This is a genomic window from SAR202 cluster bacterium (genome assembly GCA_016872285.1).
Taxonomy (GTDB): domain Bacteria; phylum Chloroflexota; class Dehalococcoidia; order Lucifugimonadales.
The window spans coordinates 1-23,095 of sequence record VGZZ01000002.1 but is presented as its reverse complement, the minus strand read 5'-3'; the positions used below and the strand labels follow the sequence as shown (position 1 = coordinate 23,095).

Sequence of the window (23,095 nt, the reverse complement as noted above, 5' to 3'; positions counted from 1 at the left end):
ATTACTCCAACCCCAGGATTTTTCGATAGTCGGTGTCGATGGCGGTCAGGGTGCCTTCCTGCATCTGCTGGTCGTAGCTAGGCGGCTTATACGTGGGCTTGATGTCCGGCACAGTGCCGCACACCCCGAGCTCGTATAACCTCTCCATCTCCTGCCTGCTCCGGCCCAGCAAATCGCCGATAATCTCCTCGTTATGCTCGCCCAGATTGGGCGCAGGGCGGCGAATAAACGATGGCGTCTTGGACATCTTCCACGGCCTGCCGAAGTAGAGCTTGGTGCCGATCTTGGTCTCGGCGGGGTGCTCCACCTTCTCATAGAACCCCCGCGCCTTCATGTGTTCGTCGGTAAGCAGTTCGCGGCTGTTCATCACCGCCATGGCTGGCAGCCCGACGCCTTGGAGCATGTGCGTCAGCTTCAGATTCTCGAAGTGCCGCGTCCACTGGCTAATGTTCTTGTCCAGCTCGTCCTGGTTTTTCCATCGTGCCAGGCTGTCACTGAACTTTTCATCCGTCGCCCACGACGGGCTCCCCATGGCCGTCACCAGCGACTCCCACTGCTGGTCGTTCTCGCAGGATATGGCGACCCACTTGTCGTCGCCCTTGCAAGGGTAGACGCCATGGGGGGCTATAGAGGGGTGTCGATTGCCCATGGTCTTGCCGTTGCGGCCGTTGGCGATGAAGTCCAGGACTGCGTCGCCCATGGTAGACACGCCTACCTGGTACATCGCGAAGTCAATCCACTGGCCCCGTCCGGTTTTCTGGCGATGGTGCAACGCCGACATAATCGCGAAGACCACCATCCAGCCAACGTGCAGGTCGAAGAAGGCTTTGCCGACTCGGCGAGGCCCTTCGTCGGTGTAACCTGTAAACTGGCTGAGGCCGCAGGTCAGTTCAAACATGCGTCCGATGCCGGCGTAGCGACGCCACGGGCCAGTGTGCCCGAAACCAGTGTTGGAGACATAAATTAAGTCCGGTCTGATCTTCTTCATCTCATCATAGCCCAGGCCCAGCCGCTCCATAGTGCCGGCCCGGTTGTTCTCCACCAGCACGTCGCTGATAGCCACCAACTCTTTAAATAACTCGATGCCCTGGGGAGTCTTAAGATTCAAGGTGACGCCCAGCTTGCTGCGCTGCAGCGTGTTGAAGGAGCCTTCGCGGTTCCACGGCTGGTCGCCGGGATCGTTGTCAGCGTAGATAACCCGGGCCTCCTCGGTGCGGAAGACGGTGTGGCTGTCCACCTTCACCACCTCGGCCCCCATGTCCGCCAGGATGTGCATCCCCGTCGGCATGGCGACCATGGTGTTGGAATCGATTATCCGAAGGCCTGCCAGAGGCCCCTGCTGTCCATTCCCTTTCAAGCGTCGCCTCGTTTCTTATTGTCCCTTCCCCTACAGTTCCAGCTTTATCTCCGTCCCCAGTCCCTGCTCCTTGGCCTTCTTGTAAACATACGCAGCCGCCGCCACATCGCTTATAGCGACGCCCTGGGACTCGAAAAGCGTTATCTGCTGGTCGTTGTCGCGGCCATGGACCCTACCTACCGCCACCGACGCCAGCTCGTGGATCTGGTCCCATCGAATCACTCCGCGCTCGATGGGGTACAGCAGGTCCCCCGCCTCCACTTTGGCGTCCTCCAGACTGTCCACCACAACGATGTTCGAGCGTTTGATGACGTTATCGTCCACCTCGCGGCGAATCCAGTGGTTGCTGCCGGCGGCATTGACGTGCTGCCCAGCCTCGAGCCAGTCTCCCAGCAGCACCGGCTCTCGAGACGTAGTCATGGTGATGACCATGTCCACTCCCTTGACACAATCCTGGGCGCTGGCGGCCGGCTTGACCTCGATACCCAGCTTCTTGCTCATATCCCCACAGAACTTGTTCAGCGACTCCGGCACAGCGTCAAAAGCTTTAACGGACTTCACATTCCGCACGGCGCACACACCCTCCAACTGCCCCCGGCCCTGAAACCCCGTGCCGATGATCCCCACCGTCGAGGCGTTCTGACGGGCCATATACTTGGTCGCGACGCCCGTCACAGCACCCGTCCGCATCAACGAGCACTGTGAGCCCTGTACCAGCGCAAGCAGATCGCCCGTCTCGCTGTCGTACAGCACGATCATGAATCGCACGCCAGCGCGGAAGCTGGTGTAGGTCTTGAGGCCAAAGACCTTACTGCCAAGCACCGCTGCCGCCATCAGATGGTGGAAACCTCGCGGCATGCGTATTCGAGAGCGGGGGCGGTTCCAAGTCTGGCCGTTTCCGGCCTGCTTGAAGGCATCGTCCATGACGCCCACGCAGTCCTTCATGGACATAACCTGCGTTACTTCCTTATCGCCTAGCAACAGGGCCATCGACTACTCCTGCCTTCCTACTGTGTATGGGGTTAGATTAATACCAGTCCTGCCTATACGTGTCGTAAGGCACAAAAGGCGTTCTGGCCGCGTGGGGTATAGGCAACTGCACCGGCCCGTGCTCGCGCGACGGCAGGTACACCGTCGCCGTGCCGGGGGCCTGTGGCTCGCCCACCTGGTTAGTGCCGTTAATCTTGATACCGACCGCGTGGTACGTGGCCTTGCCGGGCACCCCGCCTGGCTCCGCCTTACCCTCCTGGACCTCCGTAAATTTCTTCACCACCTCGCCTTCGTAAATCGTGGCGTCGGCGTAGAAGACGGGGCGTCGCATGGCGATGTACATGCGGCGAATAAACCCCTCGTCGCCCGCCCAGTCGCTCATAAGACGCTGCGGTATTTGCACCCGCTGCACGCCGAAGTCGAAGGGGCCGGGTTGGCCTCGATATATCGCCAGCAGCGCGTCCTCGTGCTCCGACCCCGGCTCGTGGGGCCATCGGGTGATGGGATGCTCGCGCACCCATTCCGTCTTTTTCAGCGCGAAGTGGTAGAAAGGCTCGAAGGCGTAGTTGTCGCCGGGGAGGTTCTCCGGCGCGCGGCAGCAGTAGTCCATGAAGTGCCGCGACACCTGGTCTTGCAGCGACCACGGCGGCAGCACAAACGGCCCCACCTTATCGCCCACCTGCACGTCTTCCCAGTATAGAGGCTCCGGCCCGCGCCGCTTGAACCCTTCAATTTTCTTCACCAGGTCTTCAATCTGCTCCCGCGAATACTTGGACGCCGGACGGCTGTACATCATGCTCTGGCCCAGCTTGGTCTTAGGCATGGCGCGGGTGGCGCCCATCTCGGGCCTGGGCACCATAATCTGCGTGCCGTAGCACTTGGCAGGGATGTCGCCGTGGAAGTCGGTGTAGTAGCACTCGGAAATGAGGAATATGAGGGTGCCCTGGCCGCCCTTGCGCTCCAACACCTCTTTAGTGACTTTTGACGAGCGGAATTTGGACCCGACTCTGATCGCGTCGTAGAACTCCCAGGCCGTGCCCGATATGAAGTTAGCCATGGGATAGCCCTCGGGCCGCTTGGCGCCGTGGGCGGAAGGGTATCGCACCAGAGATAGGATAGGCCCGGGCGCTATCTGGCTGCCGTACTTGGTCTTCTTGCCGTAATCGGGATCGGTGTACAGAGGGTTGTCGTCACCGATGGTCAGGGCGTAGTTGCGAATAGTCCGCGAGTCCATGCGCAGCGCCGCCTCGAAGGGCGGTCCCTTCTGGTCAAAGGGCGCGGGCGGCTCCGGCGGCAGGTTCTCCATGACCTCTTTGCCGATCATTGCCCTGGACTTCTCCAGGTACTCTTGAATGGCTTCTTCAAAATTCTGCTCGTGCGCTGCTTTAGCCAAGATTGGCCTCCTTAAAGGTCTAACAAATAACCGCTAATAACGTTTAACGTCCTTCGTAGTACGGCGCCCAATCCTCATGGGGTATGGGTAGTTCCACTGGGTACCCCGGGTTGGGCAAGTACACCACGGCTCGTCCTCGCAGGATAGTTTCCTTAAGCTGGTTGTGGCCGGTGACCCGCACCACCGCCGCGTGATACAACTCCTTGCCTACCTTCTCTTTGTACTTGTCGATGATATCGCCGGTGAGCCACATAGTGTCGCCGTAGAGCCAGTGGCGCGGCATCTCGGCCTCCAACGACCGCAGGAAGCCGTCGTCACCCATCCACTGCGTCGCCAGGTGGCCCGCCAGGCACACCCGCTGCATACCGCGCCCCGCCGGCGCCTTGAACCCCAGGTCCTGGCAAGACAGTATGTCCTCAAACTCCTGGTCGGCGTCCCAGTAGGGCCAGTTGGTGGTGGGGTTGACGCGCACACGGCCCGGCATCTTTTTCAGGGCCTGGTATATAGGCGTGCCCAGGGCCAGTACCTTCTGCTCGGCCACGCTCCAGGCCATCATGTCCTGCAGGCTCATTGGCCCCTTCACCAGCACCGGCAGCCGCTCGCCCACCTTCACGTCGTTCCAATACCGGACGTGCCTACCGCGAGGCGGAGGCTCGCTTTCGATGCCCTTCTTTATCGCCTTGATCTCGTCATCTGAATAGCTGTATATATCCCGCTCATCGAAGAACTCCCGGCCGCGCTCGAAGGGTATCACGTCCACTGTGCCCGTCGAGGTGCCGATAAGCCCGCCATAGGAGTTGCGGTACTCCGCGCTCGACCTCACCTGCGCCGTACCGCGGTCCTTCCACCCCGGCCCGTCCTTCACACCCGTCACCTTTAGGCTGCTGTTGAACCTGTCTCCCGACCGGACCACGTCCACCAGCTCCATAGACGCCGAGGTCAGGAACGTCGCGACGCCGTAGTCTTTGTGGACGTAAGCCGCCCCCGCCGTCGGCGTGCGTATGGCCGCCACGAAGGTCTGTGGCGCTATCATGGCGTGGTACTTGGAGCCGACGCCGTGGGCGGGGTCTTTGTATAGCGGGTTCTGGTCTCCCAGAGCGGCGCAGAAGCGGCGGATGGTCAGCCAGTCGGCCAGCTCAGCGCCGGGCGGGACATCCTCGGCCTCTTTGCCTATGTAGGCCTGGGAGTCTCGAATAAATTCCTCGATTCGGTCGGTCATTGGTACTCCTCCAACTTTCTGTGGCTTGAAATCTTGCGGCTACTTTTCCAGCGGCAGCCTTCCCCAGGCGGCCTTCTCGGGTTCTTTTAGGAGCTTTTTCTTCTTAATAATCTTCCTTAAGGAGACCAGCGTTTCGTTGGGGTCGCTACTCACCATGGTCCAGTCCGAGCCCTTGGGGATGTAGTAGGGCGAGGTTATCCTCAGCAGCTTCCCGTCCTTCTTGTTCAGATATATCCCTATCTTCTTCGGGTCCATCATGGGACGTTGAACCTCGCAGGCAATATGCAAGTTTAACTAGCGCAACGGTTTTGGAGAGTAAATCCTGAAGCCACTGCACAAGTCGAGTTTGGCGGGATTATACGTGGGCTTGTTTTCAGGGTCAACGTGGGTGCCGAATCACGGAAACGCGGCGGCGCGCGCTGTCGCAGCTAAATGGCGCCTGTTGACTCAGCTGCCTGGGGGACCGGCTACTTCACGACGGCTTGTCTTGCCTCGCTCCCAACCACCGCGCGGTAGACCTCCGACACCTGCTCCGCCAGCCGCCCTTCGTAAAAGTCCCGCTCCACCCGCCGCCGCGCCGCCTCCCCCAGCCTTCGACGCAGCGATGCGTCGGACAACAGTGTGATAAGGGCCCCGGCCAGCGCGGCAGGCTCCCTGGGCGGCGCCAGAAGCCCGGTCCCTTCCACCAGCATCTCGGGTATGCCGCCGGTGATGGTGCCCACCACCGGCTTTCCGCTAGCCATAGCCTCCAGGACCACCAGCGGGCACGGGTCGGACTTGGTAGATGGCACCGCCACTACGTCCGCCGCCGCCGTCACCTCCGGAATATCCGTCCTCGGCTTTCCAAATATAACGGTGTCGGCCAGACCAAGAGTGTCGCGATAGCTCCGCAGCTCTTCCAGGTAGCCGTCCCCTGGCGGCGACCAGCCCACCAGCAGGGCTTTGGCCTTGGGACATCGCTCCTTTACCATCGCCATGGCCTCGATGAGGTCCCACTGCCCTTTTTCCTTGACAATCCTGCCGACCACCACCACCAGCAGCTCATCCGGCTTGACGCCAAACTCCCGGCGTATCGCCTCGCCGCTGGCATGGGGGTTAAACCGTTCCGCATCGACGGTGTTCAGCACCGGCCATATCTTCTTCGAGTCGACGCCGAGGATCTCCATGTCTCTGGCTATGAACTTGGAGACCGTGATGACCGCCTTAGCCCTTTGAGAAGCCCACTTCACCAGAACGCGCTTAACGCCTCGCAGCGAAGACGGCTTCTCATGGACGTGTACTACTAGCTTCGCCGGGGTCAAAAGCGCCAGCGCCGCGCCCAGCAGGACCATCCGGGGCGCTGAGGCGCTGTGTATGACCTTGACCCTCTCTTTCCAGATAAGGCCTATGAGCCGTGGAATATTCCCTATTGACTCCAGATTGCTGATTAGCGCCGCGCCTCTTCCCAGGGGACTTTTGCTGTAGCTATTAAAGGAAACGCCCAGGTTGTAGAGACGGATGTCGATGCCGTCGATTTTCCTGAACTGGTCATGCGAGTCGCCCCGCCTGTTGGTCGCCACTATGACGCGGTAGTCCTGCGGGTCCAGGCGCTTGATTATCCGGCTGTGGACTTGCATCACAGGGCCAAAGAATTCAGTGGTATTTATGAAAAGGACAGCCGCGGGGCTGGGCCTTGTCCTCGCTTCGACTTCCGATGGGCCAGCCTTCGCCTTCTGGCGGCGCGAGAGTGTCGCCAGGCTTGCTCGTAACTTCATCGCGCCAGGACCCATTGATTTGATGGGGGCAGCTTGTTAGTTGAAATCGCGCGTCTTTCTAGGGCCAGCGCTTAGTCTGTGTTCCGCGCCCGCCCCAGCGATTAGGCTATCCGATTCCGGGACCGCCGCAACCATTACAATGGTTGTCTTTGGCCGCCACTATTGGATTAGCGCGGCGCACAAAAGGACGAGGGAAGAAATTATCCGGGCCTGACACCCTACTCTCGCTTGAATGGCAGCTTAGGAACAATCCAACTCAGGAAAGACTCGGGGCTGCGCGTCTGCATATATATCTTTCCCGGCCCCGTCAGCTCCACCACCAGCCCCTCGCCGCCGAATATGGTCGTCTTCCAACTTCCTGACCGCCGCACGTTGTATTGGACGCCCTCCTGAAAAGCCACCATGTGCCCGGTATCGACGGTGTATTTCTGCCCCGCGGCCAGTGTAAGCTCGTGGATGGCGCCGTAGCTCGACATGAACAGGTGGCCTCGACCCGTCGCCTTGAGCAGGAACAGGCCCTCCCTGGAGAAAAAGGACCGGGCCCCGCCCCATTTGGTGTCCACCTGTATCTCTGTCGACGACGCGATGTAGGACCCCGACTGCACGAAAAGCGTCTCGCCGTCCATGGCATGGTAGGCCAAGTCCCCGGGCAGGGCGGGCGCCACGGTTACCTCACCCGGCTGGTTGGCCTTGAAGGTGTTGATGAAAAAACTCTCCCCGCCCAGGACGGTGCGCTTGAGGCCGGAGAACAGGCCGCCCCGGATGTGAGTGTCCATCTGGATGCCTTCCGACATGCTGACCATGGCGCCGGACTCAGCGTTCAGCGACTCGCCCTCCCTTAACTTGATGACGGCCAGGGCGTAGGACGGCTTATACAGTATCTGATATTCCACAATTTTCCCCTCTAGAGCTTAGGCCGCTTCTTGTGCCAGTCGGTGCTGCGCTCATAGGCGTGGGCCACCCTCAGTATCTTTTCTTCCTGGAACCTGTCGCCCATGACCATGAGGCCGATGGGCACGCCGTTGGTGTCGAAGCCGCAGGGCACCGATATCGCGGGCGTCCCCAGGAAGGCGGCGTGGACCGTCGAGTCGCCGCTGCCGACGCCGAACTTCGATACCAATTCATCCTGCGACTTGATGACCTTCGGGTATCGAATCTTGTTGACCTGGTACATCAGCGTGGGGCTTAATAGAACATCATTCTTCTCGAAGAGCGCCAGCCAGTGACGGCGCAGCAGCTCGCGAATCTTGTTGGCCCTGTGCAGCACCTGGCTGGGTATCAGCGAGTTGGCCACCAGCCTCATGCGCAGGGTGCGCCCGTAGTTCTCGGGATGCTCGCGGATCCCCTTGTAATGTACATACGCTGAATCGCTGCCCGTCACTGCGCCGGCTACTGCTATCGCGTCCGGCAGCATGGGCAGCGACACCTCGTCCACTTCCGCCCCCAGCTCCGCCAGGTGGTCCGCCGCCTTCTTCACCGCCTTGGACACCACCGGGTCGGCGGCGTCATCGTCGGTCAGCTCCTTCACCACCGCCACCCTCATGCCGCGAAGGCTGGTCTTCAGCGACTTGGTGTAGTCCGGCACCGGCAGCCTGGACGTCAGGGCGTCGCGAGGGTCATAGCCGGCGATGACGTTCATCATGATAGCGGCGTCTTCCACCGTCCGAGTTATCGGCCCCGCCTGGTCCATAGACCAGCTTAGCGGGATCACGCCGTGGCGGCTGACCCGGCCCCACGTCGGCCTCAGCCCGACGACGCCGTTGGCCGATGACGGGCACCGAATGGACCCGCCCGTGTCCTCGCCCAGCGACGTGGCCGCCATGGACGCCGCGATGGCCATGGCCGACCCCGTGCTAGAGCCTAGCGGGTCGCGCTCCAGGTCCCACACGTTGCGAGGCGGGTCGGTGTACTGGTACGGGTCGGGCATGCCCGTGGCGAACTGGGTCATCTGCGTCTTGCCGATGATGATGGCCCCAGCCTTCTTCACCCGCTCCACTGTGGTGGCGTCCTGCTTGGGTATGTTCTTGTCCAGGCTTCGCGAGCCGGAGGTGGTCTTGATGCCCTTGGTATCGAACTGGTCTTTAAGAGCGATAGGCAGGCCGTGGAGCGGCCCCAGCTTCTCGCCCTTGGCCGCCGCCCGCTCCGCCTTCTTGGCCTCCTTCAACGCGTACTCGCCCGTCACCGTGATATACGCCCCAATCTTGGAGTCGATTTTTTCGATGCGCTCCAGGTACGCCTCCGTCAGCTCGACGGGCGACAGCTCTTTCTTGGCGATGAGCCGCGCCATCTCCGCCCCCGACAGTTTTTCCAAAAGTTTACTTTCCATGGCCAGGCTCCTCGTTCAAAGGATAGGTGGCGACGGGCGGCGTGGCGTCGATGTCAGGATGCTCAAACTTCTCGACGCCCTGAATAATAAAGTTCAGCCGGTGCGTCACCTCCACCAGGTCCGCCCCCTTCACCCACTTGATGCCCGCCGCCTTGGCCAGCATCGCGACTTCGTCATAGGTGTACGGCTTCATAGCGCCTCCCTTCGGAGAATACTCAGAATCTCAAGCCTGTTCGATGGGCGCTAATATAGCAGATTTGTTTACGGACTGGGACGTGTCAACCATTCGCTGGCATACCGGCAATCTTTTCTATTCCGCGGATGAACTCGCTCTTCCCCTCCGTGTACCGCTCGCGGTCGTTCGGAAACTTCTGCGCCAGACCTCTTTTTAACTGCTCGTATTGTCTGGCAGCTTCAGGATGCGTCCTCAGATAATTCCTAAAGCCGATGTGTCGATTCCAAAACTCGCTGTTGAACTCAGTTACATGGATATGATAAGTATGCTGGCCCAACTCGTTGCGCCGCCTGAAGTAATGGCCGCCTAGGAACTGGGATTCAAAGGCTGGCCTGTGTTGGTATCCAATCTGTTCCAGCGGCACTATGCACTTACCGACGTCAGCTAGATTATGAATACCCACCAGCGCATCAATAGTAGGCTTCGCCGCCAGACCCGCTACTGACGTGCTTCCGATATGCTCAATCGCTCGGACCAAGGGGCCTAAAGCCGAGGCAATCCGCTCTTTCTCCGCCTCGTACATAAGCGGCCACTTAGGGTCATAGTCGACAACTTCTATGGGGGCGCTGCGCAACAATTGATCACCCGCTCCACTTCTGCCTCGCCAGCCACTCATCCTGAGTCGGCAGATGGGCCGGGTCCTTGGGCCGCATCTCGTAGTAGTACGTCGCCATGGGCTTGTACGTCTCGTACACCCGCCGCAGCTCCCCCACCGGCTCAGAGTGCGCGTCCACCCGCAGGTCCATCCACGGGTAGCTCTCCTCTCGATGCGCCACCAGCACCGACGACCGTTGCCCCTGGGGCTGCCCGCCGGCGTCCCGACCCGCCTCCAGCGCCCGCAGCAGCCGCTCTTCCAGTTCCTCCAACTCCGACGCCTCGTAGGCTTTCGACATCGCCTCCAGCACCTGCCCGCCCACCAGCGCGTTCCCCATCACCACATACCCTCGCCCCACCATGTGCCCGTGCCACGGCCTCGCCTTCGGCCCCGTGTGCGCCGCCACCCGCCCCATCGAGTCCACAATCCCGATTTGCCGGTATTCGATATACGGGTCCTTGCGCTTCACTCGCTCCAGCGTGTCATAAGCGTCCAACCCCGCCTCCAGCATCCCCATCGCCAACGGCCGAAGCCTGGGGTCGCCGAAGGCCTGGCTTGCCATGACGCCGACGCCGGACTTAATCGCCTGGCACGTCCCGCCTACCGCCAGCGAGTATGTCGCGATGGCCGTGCCCAGGGCGCCGCGTTGGGGGCACCGGGCGAGGATGGTGAAGGTGTTGGTCTCGGGGCCAATACGGAACATAGGATCCATCGCTAGTCCTTCGCCCCCGCCGCCGCGGGTCGGCCCGGCGGGGTCGCTGATTCCTCCACCCCGCGCGGCCTCCCCATAAATCCCGCCATCGGCATCCGGCTTAACGCGTGAAGCGCCACGATGCCGCCGCCTCCCGCGATAGCCCATGTTACCCCCAGCGCTCCCGCCACCGACCCCATGCCGAAGCCTCCCAGGTTAATCCCGCTGAGGATGGAGCTATACACCCCCATCACCCGCCCCCGCATAGCCTCCGGCGACAGCGATTGCAGAAGGGTCACGCCAAAGGTGTCGTAGACCACGCCGCACGCGCCGACGGCCACCAGCAGCGCCAGCGATAACGGAATTTCGCGCGAGAACGAGAATAGCACCAGGGAGGCCCCAAACCCGAAGGACGCGCATACAAACACCCATCCCTTAGACTTCACGTCAGAGAACCTGGAAACGATAAGCGCCGCCGTCATGCCTCCTACACCCCTGAAAGTGGCCAGGAGTCCTAACACCAATGCGCCGGCGTGAAGGTTGTCCCTGACCACCACTGGCAGCATCGACACGCTGGAGAATCCAAGCCCTTCCGTGATCAGGATCACCGAGAACACCGTCCGTGACCGCTTGTCGTGCCAGATATATGAGAACCCTGCCAGCAGGTTGGAGATCACCGAGCCTTTAGCTGGCGTGACTCGTGCCGGTCGCGGCACCTTCGTCAAACACAGGGCGCCCAGGGCCAGCCACCCGCTGACGATGAAGAAAAGCGGTCCCGCTCCATAATACTCCAGGACAAATCCTGCGCCCAGCGGCCCCAGCACCGACGACAAGTGATGCGCCATGAACTGCGTCGCGATGGCGTTCACTAGCCTCTCGCGTCCCACCAGGTCGAACTGCAAAGTGCTGCGTGACGGCCCCTGGCACCCCCATAGCAGCCCCACAACACCCGCGACGGCAAGCACATGCCAAACCTGGATCAGGTCGCTGACCGCCAGCACCGCCAGAAGGAGTATGGCTGCCGCCAGGCTGCTCTGCACGGCCATAACTATGTTTCGACGGTCTACCCTGTCCGCCAGCACGCCCGCGAAAAGGCCGGACAGCAGACTGGCCCCGCCAAAGAACCCCGGGCCGAAACCCACCATGAACGCCGACCCCGTCATATCCAGGAGAAGCCAGCCCTGGGCCAGAAGGAATACGCTGATGATGCTGGAGTTTGTGAGCGTGCTAAGCCACAGCCACCCATAGCCCGGCACGCTAAACGCCGCCAGTATGCGACTATTGCGCATGAATCAGTGTACTTCTTCTTAGAGTGAGGATAGATGGATTATGGCTTAGGGGTTTATTAACAGGGGTGCCATGAGGCTGGGGTATCTCTTCTGGCCCTCCCTCTTCTCCTATTGAAAAGGAGAAGAGGGAGATGGAGGGTGATGAGGTGCTCTTTAATTTTTCTCTCCCCCTTCTCCTGTAGTCGGGAGAAGAGGGACTAAGGGTAATGAGGGTCCCCTCCCTACATCTCATAAAACATTCTTTGGATGGCCTTGCGGTCCTTGGTCATGCTCAGCGCCAGCATCAGCAATATCCGCGCCTTCAAGGGCCGCAGGTCGTCCGCGGATATGAACCCTTCCTCCTCTCGCTCCGGCGTCATCACCACCCGTCCGCCGCTGGTCCTCGACGACAGCGCCACCGCCATACCCTCCTTCACCGCCGCCAGCGCCGCCGCCCGCTGCACCTTGGACCCGCTACCACCGCCCACACCCGACAGCACCAGCCCAGCCGACTTGTTCTTGCGCACCGCATTGATCAGCAAATCGTCGCCGCCGGCATAGAGGGGCACTATGTCCACCCTCGGCAGGTCGGTGAGGCCGTTGACCTCGAAGGGCGTCGCCGTGGTGTGCTTCCTCACCGGCGCTCGATAAAATCGCACCTCACCGTCCGAGTCGGCGTAGCCCAGTATCCCGAACTCGTGGGTCTTGAAGGTCTCGACGCGCAGGGGGTCACTCTTGGTCACCTCTCGCGCCGAGTGTATCTGATGGTTCAGGCACACCACCACGCCCATCCCCCTGGCTTGCGGCGACGCCGCGATCTTGATGGCGTTGTACAGGTTGACGTCGGCGTCCGTACCAATGGCCGAGGCGGGGCGCATCGACCCTGTCATAACCACCGGCTTGTTGGACTTTACCGTCAGGTTCAGGAAATAGGCGCTTTCTTCCATAGTCCCCGTGCCGTGGGTCAGCACGATGCCGTCAACAGTCTTGTCCCTGGCGAAGGTCTCGTTGATGCGTCGCGCCATGTTGAGCCACTCTTTCGGCCCAATCTCGCCGCTGGAAGTCCGATACAGGTCCTCCGCCCGCAGGTTAGCGATTTCTTTGGCCTCCGGCAGACGCTCCAGGTTCTCGGCCACCGGCATGCGCCTTCCCACGTCGCCGTATCGCGTGAAGTCCATCCTGTCCGGGCTGACGGCGGCAATGGTCCCGCCCGTCCCAAAAACAACAATATTAGGCTTGGCTGGCATATAAACACCTCCCTCTATCAATGGCCGCCATTTTATAGAAGCAAACACCAGCCCTCAACCCATCTGCTGGCTGTGTGTATAAGTCTCCGCCTTGCTATAATTCACGTCGCACTTACAAAATCGGAGACAGCATGGCTAAACAATACAATACCGTGGACGTGCTGGTCATTGGCGCGGGCGCGTCCGGCGGCGCTTTCACCTGGAGCCTCACCGAGGCCGGGTTCCAAGTCCTATGCCTGGAGCAGGGCGGCTGGCTCAACCCCCAGCACTATCCCGCTATGAAGGAAGGCTGGGAGTTCACCCGCTACGGCGACTACGCCACCAACCCCAACGTCCGCCGCCTCCCCGAGGACTATCCCGTCAACGATGCCGACTCGCCCATTTCGCCTCTCATGTTCAACGCCGTCGGCGGCAGCACCATTCACTGGGGCGGCCAGTTCCCCCGCCTGCGGCCCTCCGACTTCCGCGTCCGCACCCTGGACGGCGTCGCCGACGACTGGCCTATGTCCTACAAAGACCTGGAGCCTTTCTATGACCTCAACGACAAGATGGTGGGCGTGGCGGGCGTCGCCGGCGACCCCGCTTACCCCATCAAGCCTGCCCGCCCCCTGCCGCCCATACCCCTGGGCAAGATGGGCGACACCATTGTCCGCGGCCTCGACAAGCTGGGCTGGCACTGGTGGCCCTCCGACGCCGCCATTCTCACCCGCGACTACGACGGGCGCGGCGCGTGCAACAACTGCGGCCCCTGCGACATCGGCTGCGCCGTCAAGGCCAAGGCCAGCAGCGATGTGACCTACTGGCCCAAGGCTATCGCCAAGGGCGCTCAGCTCAAGACCTACGCCCGCGTCCGCGAGATCACCGTCAACAAGCAGGGCCTCGCCGACGGCGCTATCTACTATGACCGCGATGGCCGCCTCCACCACCAGAAGGCCAAAATCGTGGTCGTTGCCGCCAACGGCATCGGCACCCCGCGCCTGCTCCTCAACTCCAAGTCGGCCCTTTCCCCAGACGGCTTGGCCAACAGCGGCGGCATGGTCGGGAAGAACCTCATGTTCCACCCCTACGCCATGGCTATGGGCGTCTTCGAGGAAGACCTGGAGTCCTACATCGGCCCCAATAGCTGCACCGTCTTCTGTCAGGAGTTCTACGAGACCGACCTGAGCCGCGGCTTCGTCCGAAGCCACTCCTTCCAGATAGGGCGAGGTGCCGGCCCCCTTATGACCGCCATGGGGAACCAGGGTCGGTTCCGCGTTCCCTGGGGCCAGGACCACCATCGCGTCCTCAAAGAGCGCCTCGGCCACACCATCAACATCGCCGTCTGCGGCGAGGACCTCCCCGAACACCACAACCAGGTTACCATCGACCCCGTCCTCACCGACGGCGACGGCATTCCCGCCCCCAAGATTACCTACAAGCTCAGCGAGAACAGCCGCAAGATGATGGACCACGGCATCGACCGGGCCAAGGAGCTGCTGGACGCGGCGGGTGCCAAGCAAATATTCGTGAACCCGCTGGCGAGGGTATCGGGCTGGCATCTCATGGGCACGGCGCGCATGGGCACCCACGCCGGCAACTCGGTGGTGGACGGCCATGGCCGCGCCCACGATGTCAAGAACCTGTTCGTCATCGACGGCAGCGCCTTCGTCACCTCCGGCGCGGTGAACCCCTGCTCCACCGTGCAGGCCCTGGCCCTCTACTTCGCCGACCACTTCAAGCGCAGCCATCGGCATCTGCTGGACTAACCGGAGAGATAAATATGCCTGAAACCACCGCCCAGCCCCTCACCTTCTTCAGCGAGGCCCAGGCCGCCCTCGTCGAAGCCCTGGCCGACGTCCTCATCCCACCCCGGGGCAACACCCCCGGCGCCGGCCAGGCGGGCGGCGTCGTATTCATCGACCGCGAGGTCCGCCGCTCCCCCGAACTACGCCGCGCATTTCTGGAAGGTTTACATAAAATTGACCTCGCCGCTCACGCCAAAGGCGGCAAGCCCTTCGCCAGCCTCCCCGAAAAAGCCAAGGTGTCCGTCCTCCAGTCCATAGAATCCGCCGAGCCTATCTTTTTTGAGACCCTTATCCAAATGGTCTATGGCAGCTATTACACCAATCCGGAAGTCCTCAAAAAGCTGGGCCTCCCCCACGAGCCTCCCCAGCCCAAGGGCTACAAGCTGGAGCAAGGGCAAACGCTGGTGCTAATTGAGAAGGTCAAGGCGCGGAAGAAGCTATATAGGGACGCGTAATTCCCTACTCCACCGTCACCTTGGGCGTTATCTCCTGCGCCTTTGTCATCGGCTCGCGCCGCTTGTGGCCGTTCTGCCAGCTCTTATCCCGCTCCACCAGCTCGTTCTCAAACGGGTGCTTGTGCACCACGCTCATCGCCTTCTGGACAAACAGCCACGCGATGCGCCGCACCACCTCGTCCGGCACGCCTGACGGCCAGTAGGACTTGGGGTGCGTGTCACACTCGTCGTTCAGATAGTCCACCGCCACAAACTGCCCGTCCTCCAGCATCGCTATTTCCGTCGAAAAGAACTCCATCTTGGATAGCTGGGCTATCTTATAGACGATCTTCTCCAGCCCCAGCAGGCCGTAGCGATGCCGCTCCAGGGGAGACACCATGCCGTAGTCGCCGTTGGACGGGTTCCACCAACAGGTGATGTACTCGCCGCAGACATGGAAGATGCGGAACCAGCCGACGCGCCCGTCCAGCGCCTTGGGTTTGAGCTTCTTCTGCAGCATGAAGGTGTCCGACTCCGGCCTCCGCTCCGCCGACCTCCTCACCTCCGCCTCCGAAGTCGCGTTCAGCTCCACGCCCCGCCCGCCGAACCCCCAACCCGGCTTTACCACAAAGGGCATGCCCAGCCGGGACTTTATCTCGTCGGTTAGCTTAAACGTCGCCAGGTCTTTGCGCTTGACAAATACGGTGTCTGGCACCGGCACGTGGTTCTGCAGCAGCACCTGGTGGAACTTGCCCTTGTGCGTCGCCAGGGGGCTGCGGTCCGGGTCGTCGATGACATGGCCGCCGCTGGCCTTGACCTCCTTCGCCAGCCGGTAGTAGAGGTCCGACGCGTCGTAGGGGTCCGAGGCCATGTCGATTAATACGCCAACCCCAATCTGGCCTCGCTGCAGCTTCTCCAGGAACTCTCGAAGCCACACCGGCTCGACGAGGAAAAACGACAGGTTTTGAAATCCACAAAGCTCACGGACGCGCGCGCTGAAAAATCCCTCACGGTCTGCCAGGGCCAAGTCATAGACGGACACAGCAGGGCCTCCATATACGGTCGGACCTTGGTCCAACGCACACGATTATAGGAGGGGCTTTTCGCGACCTCTACTGGACTCTAGTACCAGAATCGACGACTTCTCCTAATGCGTCACCACACCGCCGTTCACGTGTATCATCTGCCCCGTAATGTAGCTGGCCCCGTCGGAGGAGAGGAAAGCGCACAGTTTCGCCACCTCCTCCGGCTGGCCTAACCTCCCCAGGGGTATCCCCGCTAGCTGCGCCGGCGTCAACTGCGTCCGCTTTCCGCCCTCGCGGCTGGTGTCGAAGGACCCGGGCACGATGTGGTTGACCACAATGCCGTAGGGCGCCAGCTCCACCGCCAGGGACCGCGTCAGCCCCAGCGCCCCCATCTTCGCCGCGCCCACGTGAGCAAACCCCTTATTCCCCTTGAAGGCGTACAGCCCGCCGACGTTGATAATGCGGCCCCACTTCCGCTCTATCATCCCCGGCGCCACCGCCTTGCAGCAGTAGAACGGCCCGTCCAGGTTCACCGCCATAATCTCCCGCCACTCCTGATGCGTCATGTCGACGAAGGGTGTGGTCTTCCGCAGGCCTGCGTTGTTTATCAGGATGTCGATGCGCCCGAATTCTTTAATCGCCGACGCCACCATCCGCTCCACCTGCGCTGCGTCGCCCACGTCCGCCACCGCCGCCTGCGCCCGCACCCCCATCTCCCGCGCCTCCCGCGCCACCGCCTCTGCCTCCCCTCGGTTAGACCGCGCGTTCACCACCACGTCGGCGCCCTGGCGGGCCAATTCTAAGACCGTCGCCTTTCCAATGTTCCTTCCCGACCCCGTCACCAGTGCCACCTTCCCCTTCAAGTCCATAGCTCCCTCCTAATTACCCTGTATCGTTTGCCTCGAATATAAGCAAAAGCCCGCCTCGATTCCATCGGGACGGGCCCAAAGCAAAGAATGGCGTTTGGCTACTTGCTTTTCTTCTTTGGCTTGCCCTTCTTGGCGGTTTCCGATGCCGCCTTATGACTCCGAAACGCTCCCCCGGACGAGGGCTTCAAATAATACCCAATCTTGGAAGCGTGTGCCGACACCAGCTTCTGCGACGGCTTCCCGCAGGTCGGGCATGGCCCAGGCTCATTGAACTGGCTCATGGAGCGCATAAGCTGGAACTCCTGCTTGCAGGAGCCGCAGTAGTATTCATAGATAGCCATAGATGAACCTCCTATGATTGGCCTTAAAGCGGCTTACTTCTGTCCAAGCCCTATATGGGCCGCTTGGAACGCTTCAGGGTATTATAAAGCAAGTCACTGCCATTCTTTTAAAGTCTCTTGGGAATAAATCGCTCTAAAGTCACGTATATTACATAGCTTTAACGCATCATTAGTGATATCATGATGCCATGGAACGCACCACAATATCTATCCCTGAAGAATTGTTGCAATGCTTGCGTTTGATGGCGGCAGAGCGGCGTACGTCTATTGCTGCTCTAGTCCGAGAAGCTCTAGAAGAGAAGGCCAAGAGTTATCGACCAAGACCACGAAGTTGGGGTATTGGCGCCTCGGGCTACACTGACACCTCGACAAAAGCGGGTGACATGCGACCGGTACCGCGTTCATGGCGCTAGTTCTTGACACTGGGCCATTATACGCAACTCTGGATCGAACTGACGCCCAGAATCGTCGGTGCCTCGACTTTTTAGAAGGCACTGCTGAGGCGCTGGTAATACCTGCGCCCGTACTGATTGAAGTGGACTGGCTTGTGCATAACAGGCTTCATTCTGGGGTTTTCCTAGTGCTTCTCGACGATATTTTTGCTGGCTCCTACCATGTAGAGGAGTTGCAGCCCTCTGATTATCGGCGCATCCGCGAGATTTGCGACCGCTATGCTGACACCGATATAGGATTCGTAGACGCCGCAGTCTTAGCTATCGTGGAACGCCTAAATGAGCCCAAGCTCGCTACCCTAGACTACCGCCACTTCCGATTTCTTCGCCCCCGACATGTGGACACTCTTAAGCTTGTACCCGAAGACCAACTATAGAGCGTCAAACAGCCAAGAACTCGTAACCGTCCTTTTCTATTATTTGCGCCTCCCCTTCTCCCTATGGCATCATCAAAGCTGCCATACACGACTTGACATAAAGGAGGCCTCTTATGCACAGCGGCCAGTCTCACTCCAAGCTAGCCTCCCAGATGGCGGATGCCTGCGACAAGTTCCTTGAAAGCCTTTCGGCCCCTCAGCGCGCCAAGACTATTTATAACTTTGCCGATGGCGAGCGTTTCTTCTGGTTCTATCCTCCCCTCAACCGCCACGGCCTCCCCCTCCGCGATATGGAGCCCCATCAGCGAAAGCTGGCCCTGGACATCCTGGCCGTCTCCCTGCCGGAGAAGTCCTACAAACAAGCCTTGCAGATCGTTGAGCACGAGAACGTCCTTGGCGCCATCGAAAAGGAGCAAAACCGCATTACCTTTGTCCGCGACCCGCAGCTCTACTATTTCATCTTCTTCGGCCAGCCGGGCGAGAAGGACCCCTGGGGCTGGCGGTTTGAGGGCCACCACGTCTCCCTGAACTTCAGCGTCTGGGACAAAGAGGTCGTCTCCGTCACGCCTTTCTTCTTCGGCTCCAATCCCGCCGAGGTACGAAAAGGCCCCAAGAAGGGCCTGCGCATCCTCGGCGATCGCGAAGACCTGGCCTTCGACCTCATAGACAGCTTCGACAAGACGCAGCGGTCCAAGGCCGTCATCTGGCCCAACGCCCCCTGGGACATCCTCACCTACAACTCGGCCCGCGCCACCCTGCCGGAGTACGAGGGTCTGCCCGTGTCCAAGATGTCCGGTTCGCAGCGCGAAATGCTTATGGCCCTGGTGTCCGAGTACGTGAACCAGGCGAGACCGGAGGTAGCCAAGGACAAGCTGACGCGCCTTCAGCAGGAGGACTTCGACAAGCTGCACTTTGCCTGGGGCGGCCCCATCTCCAAGGACAAGGAACACTACTACCGGATCCACGGCGGCAACTTCGTCGTCGAGTTCGACAACCGGCAGAACGGCGCCAACCACATCCACTCGGTCTGGCGCGACGTCAACAACGACTTCGCCCAAGACGTGCTGCGCGACCACCTCCTCCTCTTCCACATCCTCTAACCATCCATGTACCGCCACGACCTCAACGCCTCCCGCCGCGACCTCCGCCAGGGCTCTGGCGCCGACGTCGACGCCTTCCACATCGACGAGGTCTTGGGCAGCACCGAGTTCTATATTTACATAACGCCCAACAAAAAGGCCAAAGGCTACGAGGTTCTGAAGGCTGCACTCGAAGCCACGGGCTGCAAGGTGGAGGTGGGCGTCGACCCCATGCTCCAGCCCGGCGAGCGGTACCACGCCGTCGCGATCACCCATCGGGACGGCCCCATCGCCGACGCCGGCCTTCGGCGCGCCCACAAGTGGGCCCACCAGCGCAACTTCCTCCACTCCTTCTTCAAGCCCATGTTCAGGCCCGCTCCTTGATGTCAATCGGCGCCCAGGAAGCGATACGCTGCGAAAACCTGTCCAAGCACTTCGGCAGTTTCGTCGCCCTTGACAGCCTCACCTTGGCGATTAAGAAGGGGGCGTCCTTCGGCTTTCTTGGCCCTAACGGGGCGGGCAAGACTACAACCCTCAGGCTCCTCGCCGGCCTAACTCATCCCACGTCGGGGCAAGTCTGGGTCGAAGGGCATAACGTGTCCGGGAACCCCTGCGGCTTCGTTCCGAGATTGGCTACTTGCCGGAATCGCCGGCTTTCTACGGCTGGATGACAGGCTTTGAATTTCTGCGGTTTACTGGCGAGCTCCACGGGCTGGATAGGGCCGCCGCCTCGCGTCGAGCGGACGAACTGCTCCGGCATGTGAATCTCGCCGACGCCGCCAGCCGCAAGGTGCGCGGCTACTCGCGAGGTATGCAGCAGCGACTCGGCCTAGCCCAGGCTCTAATCAACAGCCCCGAGGTCCTCCTCCTGGATGAGCCTGCATCCGCCCTGGACCCTATGGGCCGGAGGGATATGCTTGAGACCATTCAGGGTCTTAGAGGAAAGACCACTATTTTCATATCAACCCATATTTTGGCCGACGTTGAGCGCATCTGTGACCAGGTAGCCATCATCAATAAAGGCAAAATCGTCGCCTCCGGGTCTATTTCAGACCTCCAGTCCCAAAGCCAGTCCTCCCTTTTTGAAATAGAGGCTGAGGAAGATCTGGCCTCCACAGCCGCGAAATTAAACAACACCCCCTGGGTGCGGACCGTCAGCGTCAAGCCCCAAGGCCAACGACGTGTGCTGTTGGTGGATGCCAAAGACGTTGTCCTAGCCAAGAAGGAGTTGCCCAAGCTCTTGGTTGAAAACGGCCTCACCCTTCTGCGATACGAACTGAAGCTTGCGAGCCTTGAAGATGTGTTTATGACCTTGGTCGGTCAGGAGGATAAAAGAGGGCAATGACCGGTTTTTGGCCGCTGGTAAGCAAAGAGGCCATGGAGCTGCGGCGGACATGGAGATTCTTCGCCATGGCGGCTGTCCTTACCCTGGTCGGAGTGCTGGTCCCCACAATTTCATACATCGTCGCTCGGGCGCAGGGGCATCCTCACGGTGTCGATGAAGCCAGGGACATCCTGCGGGGCGTCGCGGGGGGACATCATACCTGCCCTCGGCCTGTTTCTTGCGATTATTACCACCTCCGGCGCCCTGGCCGGCGAACGCGCCAGTGGGACTGCCGCCATGACTCTGAACAAGCCCGTAACTCGCGCCGCCTTTGTGTCAGCCAAGTTCTTCGCTCTTGCGGTATCGATATACGGGGCGGTCTTTCTCGCCGGCGTCGTGACCTACCTGCTGACCCTGGTCCTCTTCGGCAATGGCGGCTTGGGACGCTTTATTCTCGGCCTTCTAATCAGCGCCACATCTATGCTGTTTATCGGCAGCCTCACCCTTTTTTGGAGCTCCATGTTCACCAGACAGCTCCTAGTCTCAGGTCTGGCCTTCGGTGTGTTTATTGCAATGCAAATCCTGACCAACATTCCCCACTCCAGACGGTTCTGGCCGGTGGTGGGCCCTGAATTCGCCAACCACGTCATGGTCGGCGACTCCTACGAACTCTGGCCGGGCTTCGCCATCGCCTGCGGCCTTGTTGTCGTGCTGAGCGTGGGGGCCTGGGCCGTCTTCAGTCGAAAGGAGCTTTAGATTTTTAAGCGGGGTGGCGGAGATAACTGTTCGTAAGCATACCCCACCCTCAAGACCATCGCCTCATCAAACGCCCGGCCCGATATCTGCATGCCCAGCGGCAGCGCATCCTTATTCAGCCCGCAGGGCACTGACATGGACGGCAGGCCCGTCAGGTTGAACGGCCCCGTGCAGCTTACCACCACGCCTATCGACTCCGCCGAGTTCTTCCCCAGGTTCAGCATCCCGCCTAGGGGCCACGCCGGTATGGGCGACGCCGGCGTTATCAGCGCGTCCACCTTTCGCAGCAACTCGTTGAACCCGCGAGTGATCATCGCCCGCGCGCGCTGCGCCTTCAGAACCGTGGCGGCAGGCAGGAACCACCCCGGCCCCGCCACGTCCAGCAGCGACTGCGTGTATGTCTTGCCCCACTTCTTCAAATAAGGCTCGTGGACGCTGGCGACCTCCGACGCGATGACCGTCCACCAGGCCGGGATAATGTAGTTGGCCATGGGTGTCTTAACCTCCTCTACCACAGCCCCCGCCTTCTCCAAAACCCCCAACGCCTTATCTATCGCCGCCTTGGTCTCCTTGTCGGCGTGGTCGAAGAAATGGTCGGCAGGCACGCCCAGCCTCACGCCCTTGATGTCCCGCTTCATCGCGCCGGCATAATAGGGCGCGGGCGGCGTGTTAAGGGTGGTGGGGTCCTTGGCGTCCGGACCGGCGATGGCCTGGAGAATGATGGCCGTGTCCTCCACCGTCCGGGTCATTGGCCCCAGGTGGTCTAACGACCAGGACAGCGGGAAAACGCCATGGCGGCTGACGCGGCCATAGGTCGGCTTCAAGCCAACGATGCCGCACAGCGAGGCCGGTATGCGTATGGAGCCGCCCGTGTCGGAGCCGATGCCGCCGTAGCACATATAACTCGCCACCGCTGCTCCAGTGCCGGAACTGGAGCCGCCCGGCTCGCGGCCCTGGTCCCATGGATTGCGTACCGGCCCGTACTTCTTATTGTGGTGAGACCAGGCGAACTCGTGGCAGTGCTGCTTGCCGGTTATCACCGCCCCCGCGTCCTTGAGCCGCCGCGACACCGTGGCGTCGTAGTCCGGCGCCCAGTCGGCGAAGACCTGCGAGCCCATAGTCGTCCGCACGCCCTTGGTGGCGATGATGTCCTTCAGGCCCAGCGGCACGCCGTGCAGCGGGCCGAGGTACTGGCCTTGTAGAATCTGGCGCTCCGCCTCTTTAGCCTGCTTTCGCGCCTCCTCCCGGCAGAGGGTGATGTGGGAATTCAGCGCGGCGTCGGCCTCATCGATGCGCTCGAAGACGGCGTCCAGCGCCTCCACCGGCGACACCTCTTTAGCCTTTAGCTTGGTCGAAAGCTGGGTCAGGCTCAGCCTGGCGATGTCTTGCTTAGCCATCTCTAACGCCCTCCGTTCACAAATAGGTGTGACGGCTCCTCCTGGGTCAAGTCCACGCATGACATTAAAAATATGGTTACCGAAATAAAGTGATTGTCTCAAAACTACGGTTACCGAAATCCCAGGGAGGTAGCCGTGAACCGGGAGAGCATTGGCGAGTACGCTCAGCGTCAAAGGGAAAG

At 60.8% G+C, this 23,095-nt stretch carries 24 protein-coding genes and 1 pseudogene; 8 read left to right on the top strand and 17 right to left on the bottom strand.

Features of this window, described 5'->3' with window-relative positions:
• Position 1: 1 nt before the first annotated feature.
• The 13 genes from FJ320_00895 to FJ320_00835 all read right to left on the bottom strand — a co-directional run bounded on the left by FJ320_00895 (position 2) and on the right by FJ320_00835 (position 13,075).
• Complete coding sequence (locus FJ320_00895; protein ID MBM3924539.1) at positions 2 to 1,357, bottom strand: CoA transferase; 1,356 nt, start codon at positions 1,355 to 1,357, stop codon at positions 2 to 4.
• A 30-nt stretch (positions 1,358 to 1,387) separates the two neighbouring features.
• Positions 1,388 to 2,347 carry an ornithine cyclodeaminase family protein gene (locus FJ320_00890; GenBank protein ID MBM3924538.1) on the bottom strand — a complete coding sequence of 320 codons (960 nt, stop codon included), beginning with the start codon at positions 2,345 to 2,347 and terminating at the stop codon, positions 1,388 to 1,390.
• Positions 2,348 to 2,384: 37 nt separating this feature from the next.
• Entirely contained in the window at positions 2,385 to 3,740 is a 1,356-nt protein-coding gene (locus FJ320_00885) for a hypothetical protein (protein MBM3924537.1), read from the bottom strand.
• Positions 3,741 to 3,783: 43 nt separating this feature from the next.
• The gene (locus tag FJ320_00880; GenBank protein MBM3924536.1) at positions 3,784 to 4,959 is read right to left on the bottom strand and encodes a hypothetical protein; all 1,176 of its coding nucleotides are present in this window, start codon (positions 4,957 to 4,959) and stop codon (positions 3,784 to 3,786) included.
• Between the two features lie 39 nt (positions 4,960 to 4,998).
• Positions 4,999 to 5,217: a hypothetical protein gene (locus FJ320_00875; protein MBM3924535.1), complete on the bottom strand. Its 219-nt coding sequence runs from the start codon at positions 5,215 to 5,217 to the stop codon at positions 4,999 to 5,001.
• 209 nt (positions 5,218 to 5,426) lie between these two features.
• A complete protein-coding gene (locus tag FJ320_00870) occupies positions 5,427 to 6,728 on the bottom strand; it encodes a glycosyltransferase family 4 protein (protein MBM3924534.1) in 1,302 nt (433 codons plus the stop codon).
• A 203-nt stretch (positions 6,729 to 6,931) separates the two neighbouring features.
• Positions 6,932 to 7,606: a TIGR00266 family protein gene (locus FJ320_00865; protein ID MBM3924533.1), complete on the bottom strand. Its 675-nt coding sequence runs from the start codon at positions 7,604 to 7,606 to the stop codon at positions 6,932 to 6,934.
• 11 nt (positions 7,607 to 7,617) lie between these two features.
• Positions 7,618 to 9,039 carry an amidase gene (locus FJ320_00860; protein MBM3924532.1) on the bottom strand — a complete coding sequence of 474 codons (1,422 nt, stop codon included), beginning with the start codon at positions 9,037 to 9,039 and terminating at the stop codon, positions 7,618 to 7,620.
• The gene (locus FJ320_00855) at positions 9,029 to 9,232 is read right to left on the bottom strand and encodes a hypothetical protein (protein ID MBM3924531.1); all 204 of its coding nucleotides are present in this window, start codon (positions 9,230 to 9,232) and stop codon (positions 9,029 to 9,031) included. The genes FJ320_00860 and FJ320_00855 overlap by 11 nt, the downstream gene beginning before the upstream one ends.
• Before the next feature lie 85 nt (positions 9,233 to 9,317).
• Positions 9,318 to 9,890, bottom strand: a complete 573-nt coding sequence (locus FJ320_00850) for a GrpB family protein (protein ID MBM3924530.1) — start codon at positions 9,888 to 9,890, stop codon at positions 9,318 to 9,320.
• Positions 9,856 to 10,728, bottom strand: a complete 873-nt coding sequence (locus FJ320_00845) for a DUF1028 domain-containing protein (GenBank protein ID MBM3924529.1) — start codon at positions 10,726 to 10,728, stop codon at positions 9,856 to 9,858. Before FJ320_00845 ends, FJ320_00850 begins: the two co-directional genes overlap by 35 nt.
• Positions 10,584 to 11,849: an MFS transporter gene (locus FJ320_00840; GenBank protein ID MBM3924528.1), complete on the bottom strand. Its 1,266-nt coding sequence runs from the start codon at positions 11,847 to 11,849 to the stop codon at positions 10,584 to 10,586. The genes FJ320_00845 and FJ320_00840 overlap by 145 nt, the downstream gene beginning before the upstream one ends.
• A 221-nt stretch (positions 11,850 to 12,070) precedes the next feature.
• Positions 12,071 to 13,075 (bottom strand): asparaginase, encoded by a 1,005-nt coding sequence (locus FJ320_00835; GenBank protein ID MBM3924527.1) that lies wholly within the window; start codon positions 13,073 to 13,075, stop codon positions 12,071 to 12,073.
• A 131-nt stretch (positions 13,076 to 13,206) separates the two neighbouring features.
• Between FJ320_00835 and FJ320_00830 the strand changes: the two genes are divergently transcribed.
• The gene (locus FJ320_00830; GenBank protein ID MBM3924526.1) at positions 13,207 to 14,820 is read left to right on the top strand and encodes a GMC family oxidoreductase; all 1,614 of its coding nucleotides are present in this window, start codon (positions 13,207 to 13,209) and stop codon (positions 14,818 to 14,820) included.
• Between the two features lie 14 nt (positions 14,821 to 14,834).
• The gene (locus tag FJ320_00825) at positions 14,835 to 15,314 is read left to right on the top strand and encodes a gluconate 2-dehydrogenase subunit 3 family protein (protein ID MBM3924525.1); all 480 of its coding nucleotides are present in this window, start codon (positions 14,835 to 14,837) and stop codon (positions 15,312 to 15,314) included.
• Between the two features lie 4 nt (positions 15,315 to 15,318).
• On the opposite strand, the gene FJ320_00820 is transcribed toward FJ320_00825, so the two are convergent.
• From FJ320_00820 to FJ320_00810, 3 genes are all read right to left on the bottom strand, one after another.
• On the bottom strand, positions 15,319 to 16,335 hold the full coding sequence (locus FJ320_00820; GenBank protein ID MBM3924524.1) for a hypothetical protein: 1,017 nt from the start codon (positions 16,333 to 16,335) through the stop codon (positions 15,319 to 15,321).
• Between the two features lie 105 nt (positions 16,336 to 16,440).
• The gene (locus FJ320_00815) at positions 16,441 to 17,187 is read right to left on the bottom strand and encodes a 3-oxoacyl-ACP reductase FabG (protein ID MBM3924523.1); all 747 of its coding nucleotides are present in this window, start codon (positions 17,185 to 17,187) and stop codon (positions 16,441 to 16,443) included.
• A 98-nt stretch (positions 17,188 to 17,285) separates the two neighbouring features.
• Complete coding sequence (locus FJ320_00810; protein ID MBM3924522.1) at positions 17,286 to 17,528, bottom strand: zinc ribbon domain-containing protein; 243 nt, start codon at positions 17,526 to 17,528, stop codon at positions 17,286 to 17,288.
• A 188-nt stretch (positions 17,529 to 17,716) separates the two neighbouring features.
• On the opposite strand from FJ320_00810, the gene FJ320_00805 reads away from it, so the two are divergent.
• From FJ320_00805 to FJ320_00780, 6 genes and pseudogenes are all read left to right on the top strand, one after another.
• The gene (locus FJ320_00805) at positions 17,717 to 17,941 is read left to right on the top strand and encodes a ribbon-helix-helix protein, CopG family (GenBank protein ID MBM3924521.1); all 225 of its coding nucleotides are present in this window, start codon (positions 17,717 to 17,719) and stop codon (positions 17,939 to 17,941) included.
• Entirely contained in the window at positions 17,932 to 18,357 is a 426-nt protein-coding gene (locus tag FJ320_00800; GenBank protein ID MBM3924520.1) for a PIN domain-containing protein, read from the top strand. Before FJ320_00805 ends, FJ320_00800 begins: the two co-directional genes overlap by 10 nt.
• A gap of 113 nt (positions 18,358 to 18,470) precedes the next feature.
• The gene (locus FJ320_00795) at positions 18,471 to 19,457 is read left to right on the top strand and encodes a DUF3500 domain-containing protein (GenBank protein MBM3924519.1); all 987 of its coding nucleotides are present in this window, start codon (positions 18,471 to 18,473) and stop codon (positions 19,455 to 19,457) included.
• A 6-nt stretch (positions 19,458 to 19,463) separates the two neighbouring features.
• Positions 19,464 to 19,820, top strand: coding sequence for a hypothetical protein (locus FJ320_00790; protein MBM3924518.1), 357 nt, complete (start codon positions 19,464 to 19,466; stop codon positions 19,818 to 19,820).
• Positions 19,820 to 20,781, top strand: a pseudogene (locus FJ320_00785) (ABC transporter ATP-binding protein). Before FJ320_00790 ends, FJ320_00785 begins: the two are co-directional and overlap by 1 nt.
• A 153-nt stretch (positions 20,782 to 20,934) precedes the next feature.
• Positions 20,935 to 21,516 (top strand): hypothetical protein, encoded by a 582-nt coding sequence (locus FJ320_00780; protein ID MBM3924517.1) that lies wholly within the window; start codon positions 20,935 to 20,937, stop codon positions 21,514 to 21,516.
• On the opposite strand, the gene FJ320_00775 is transcribed toward FJ320_00780, so the two are convergent.
• A complete protein-coding gene (locus FJ320_00775) occupies positions 21,513 to 22,973 on the bottom strand; it encodes an aspartyl/glutamyl-tRNA amidotransferase subunit A (protein ID MBM3924516.1) in 1,461 nt (486 codons plus the stop codon). The two genes, FJ320_00780 and FJ320_00775, sit on opposite strands and share 4 nt — an antisense overlap.
• Between the last annotated feature and the right edge of the window lie 122 nt (positions 22,974 to 23,095).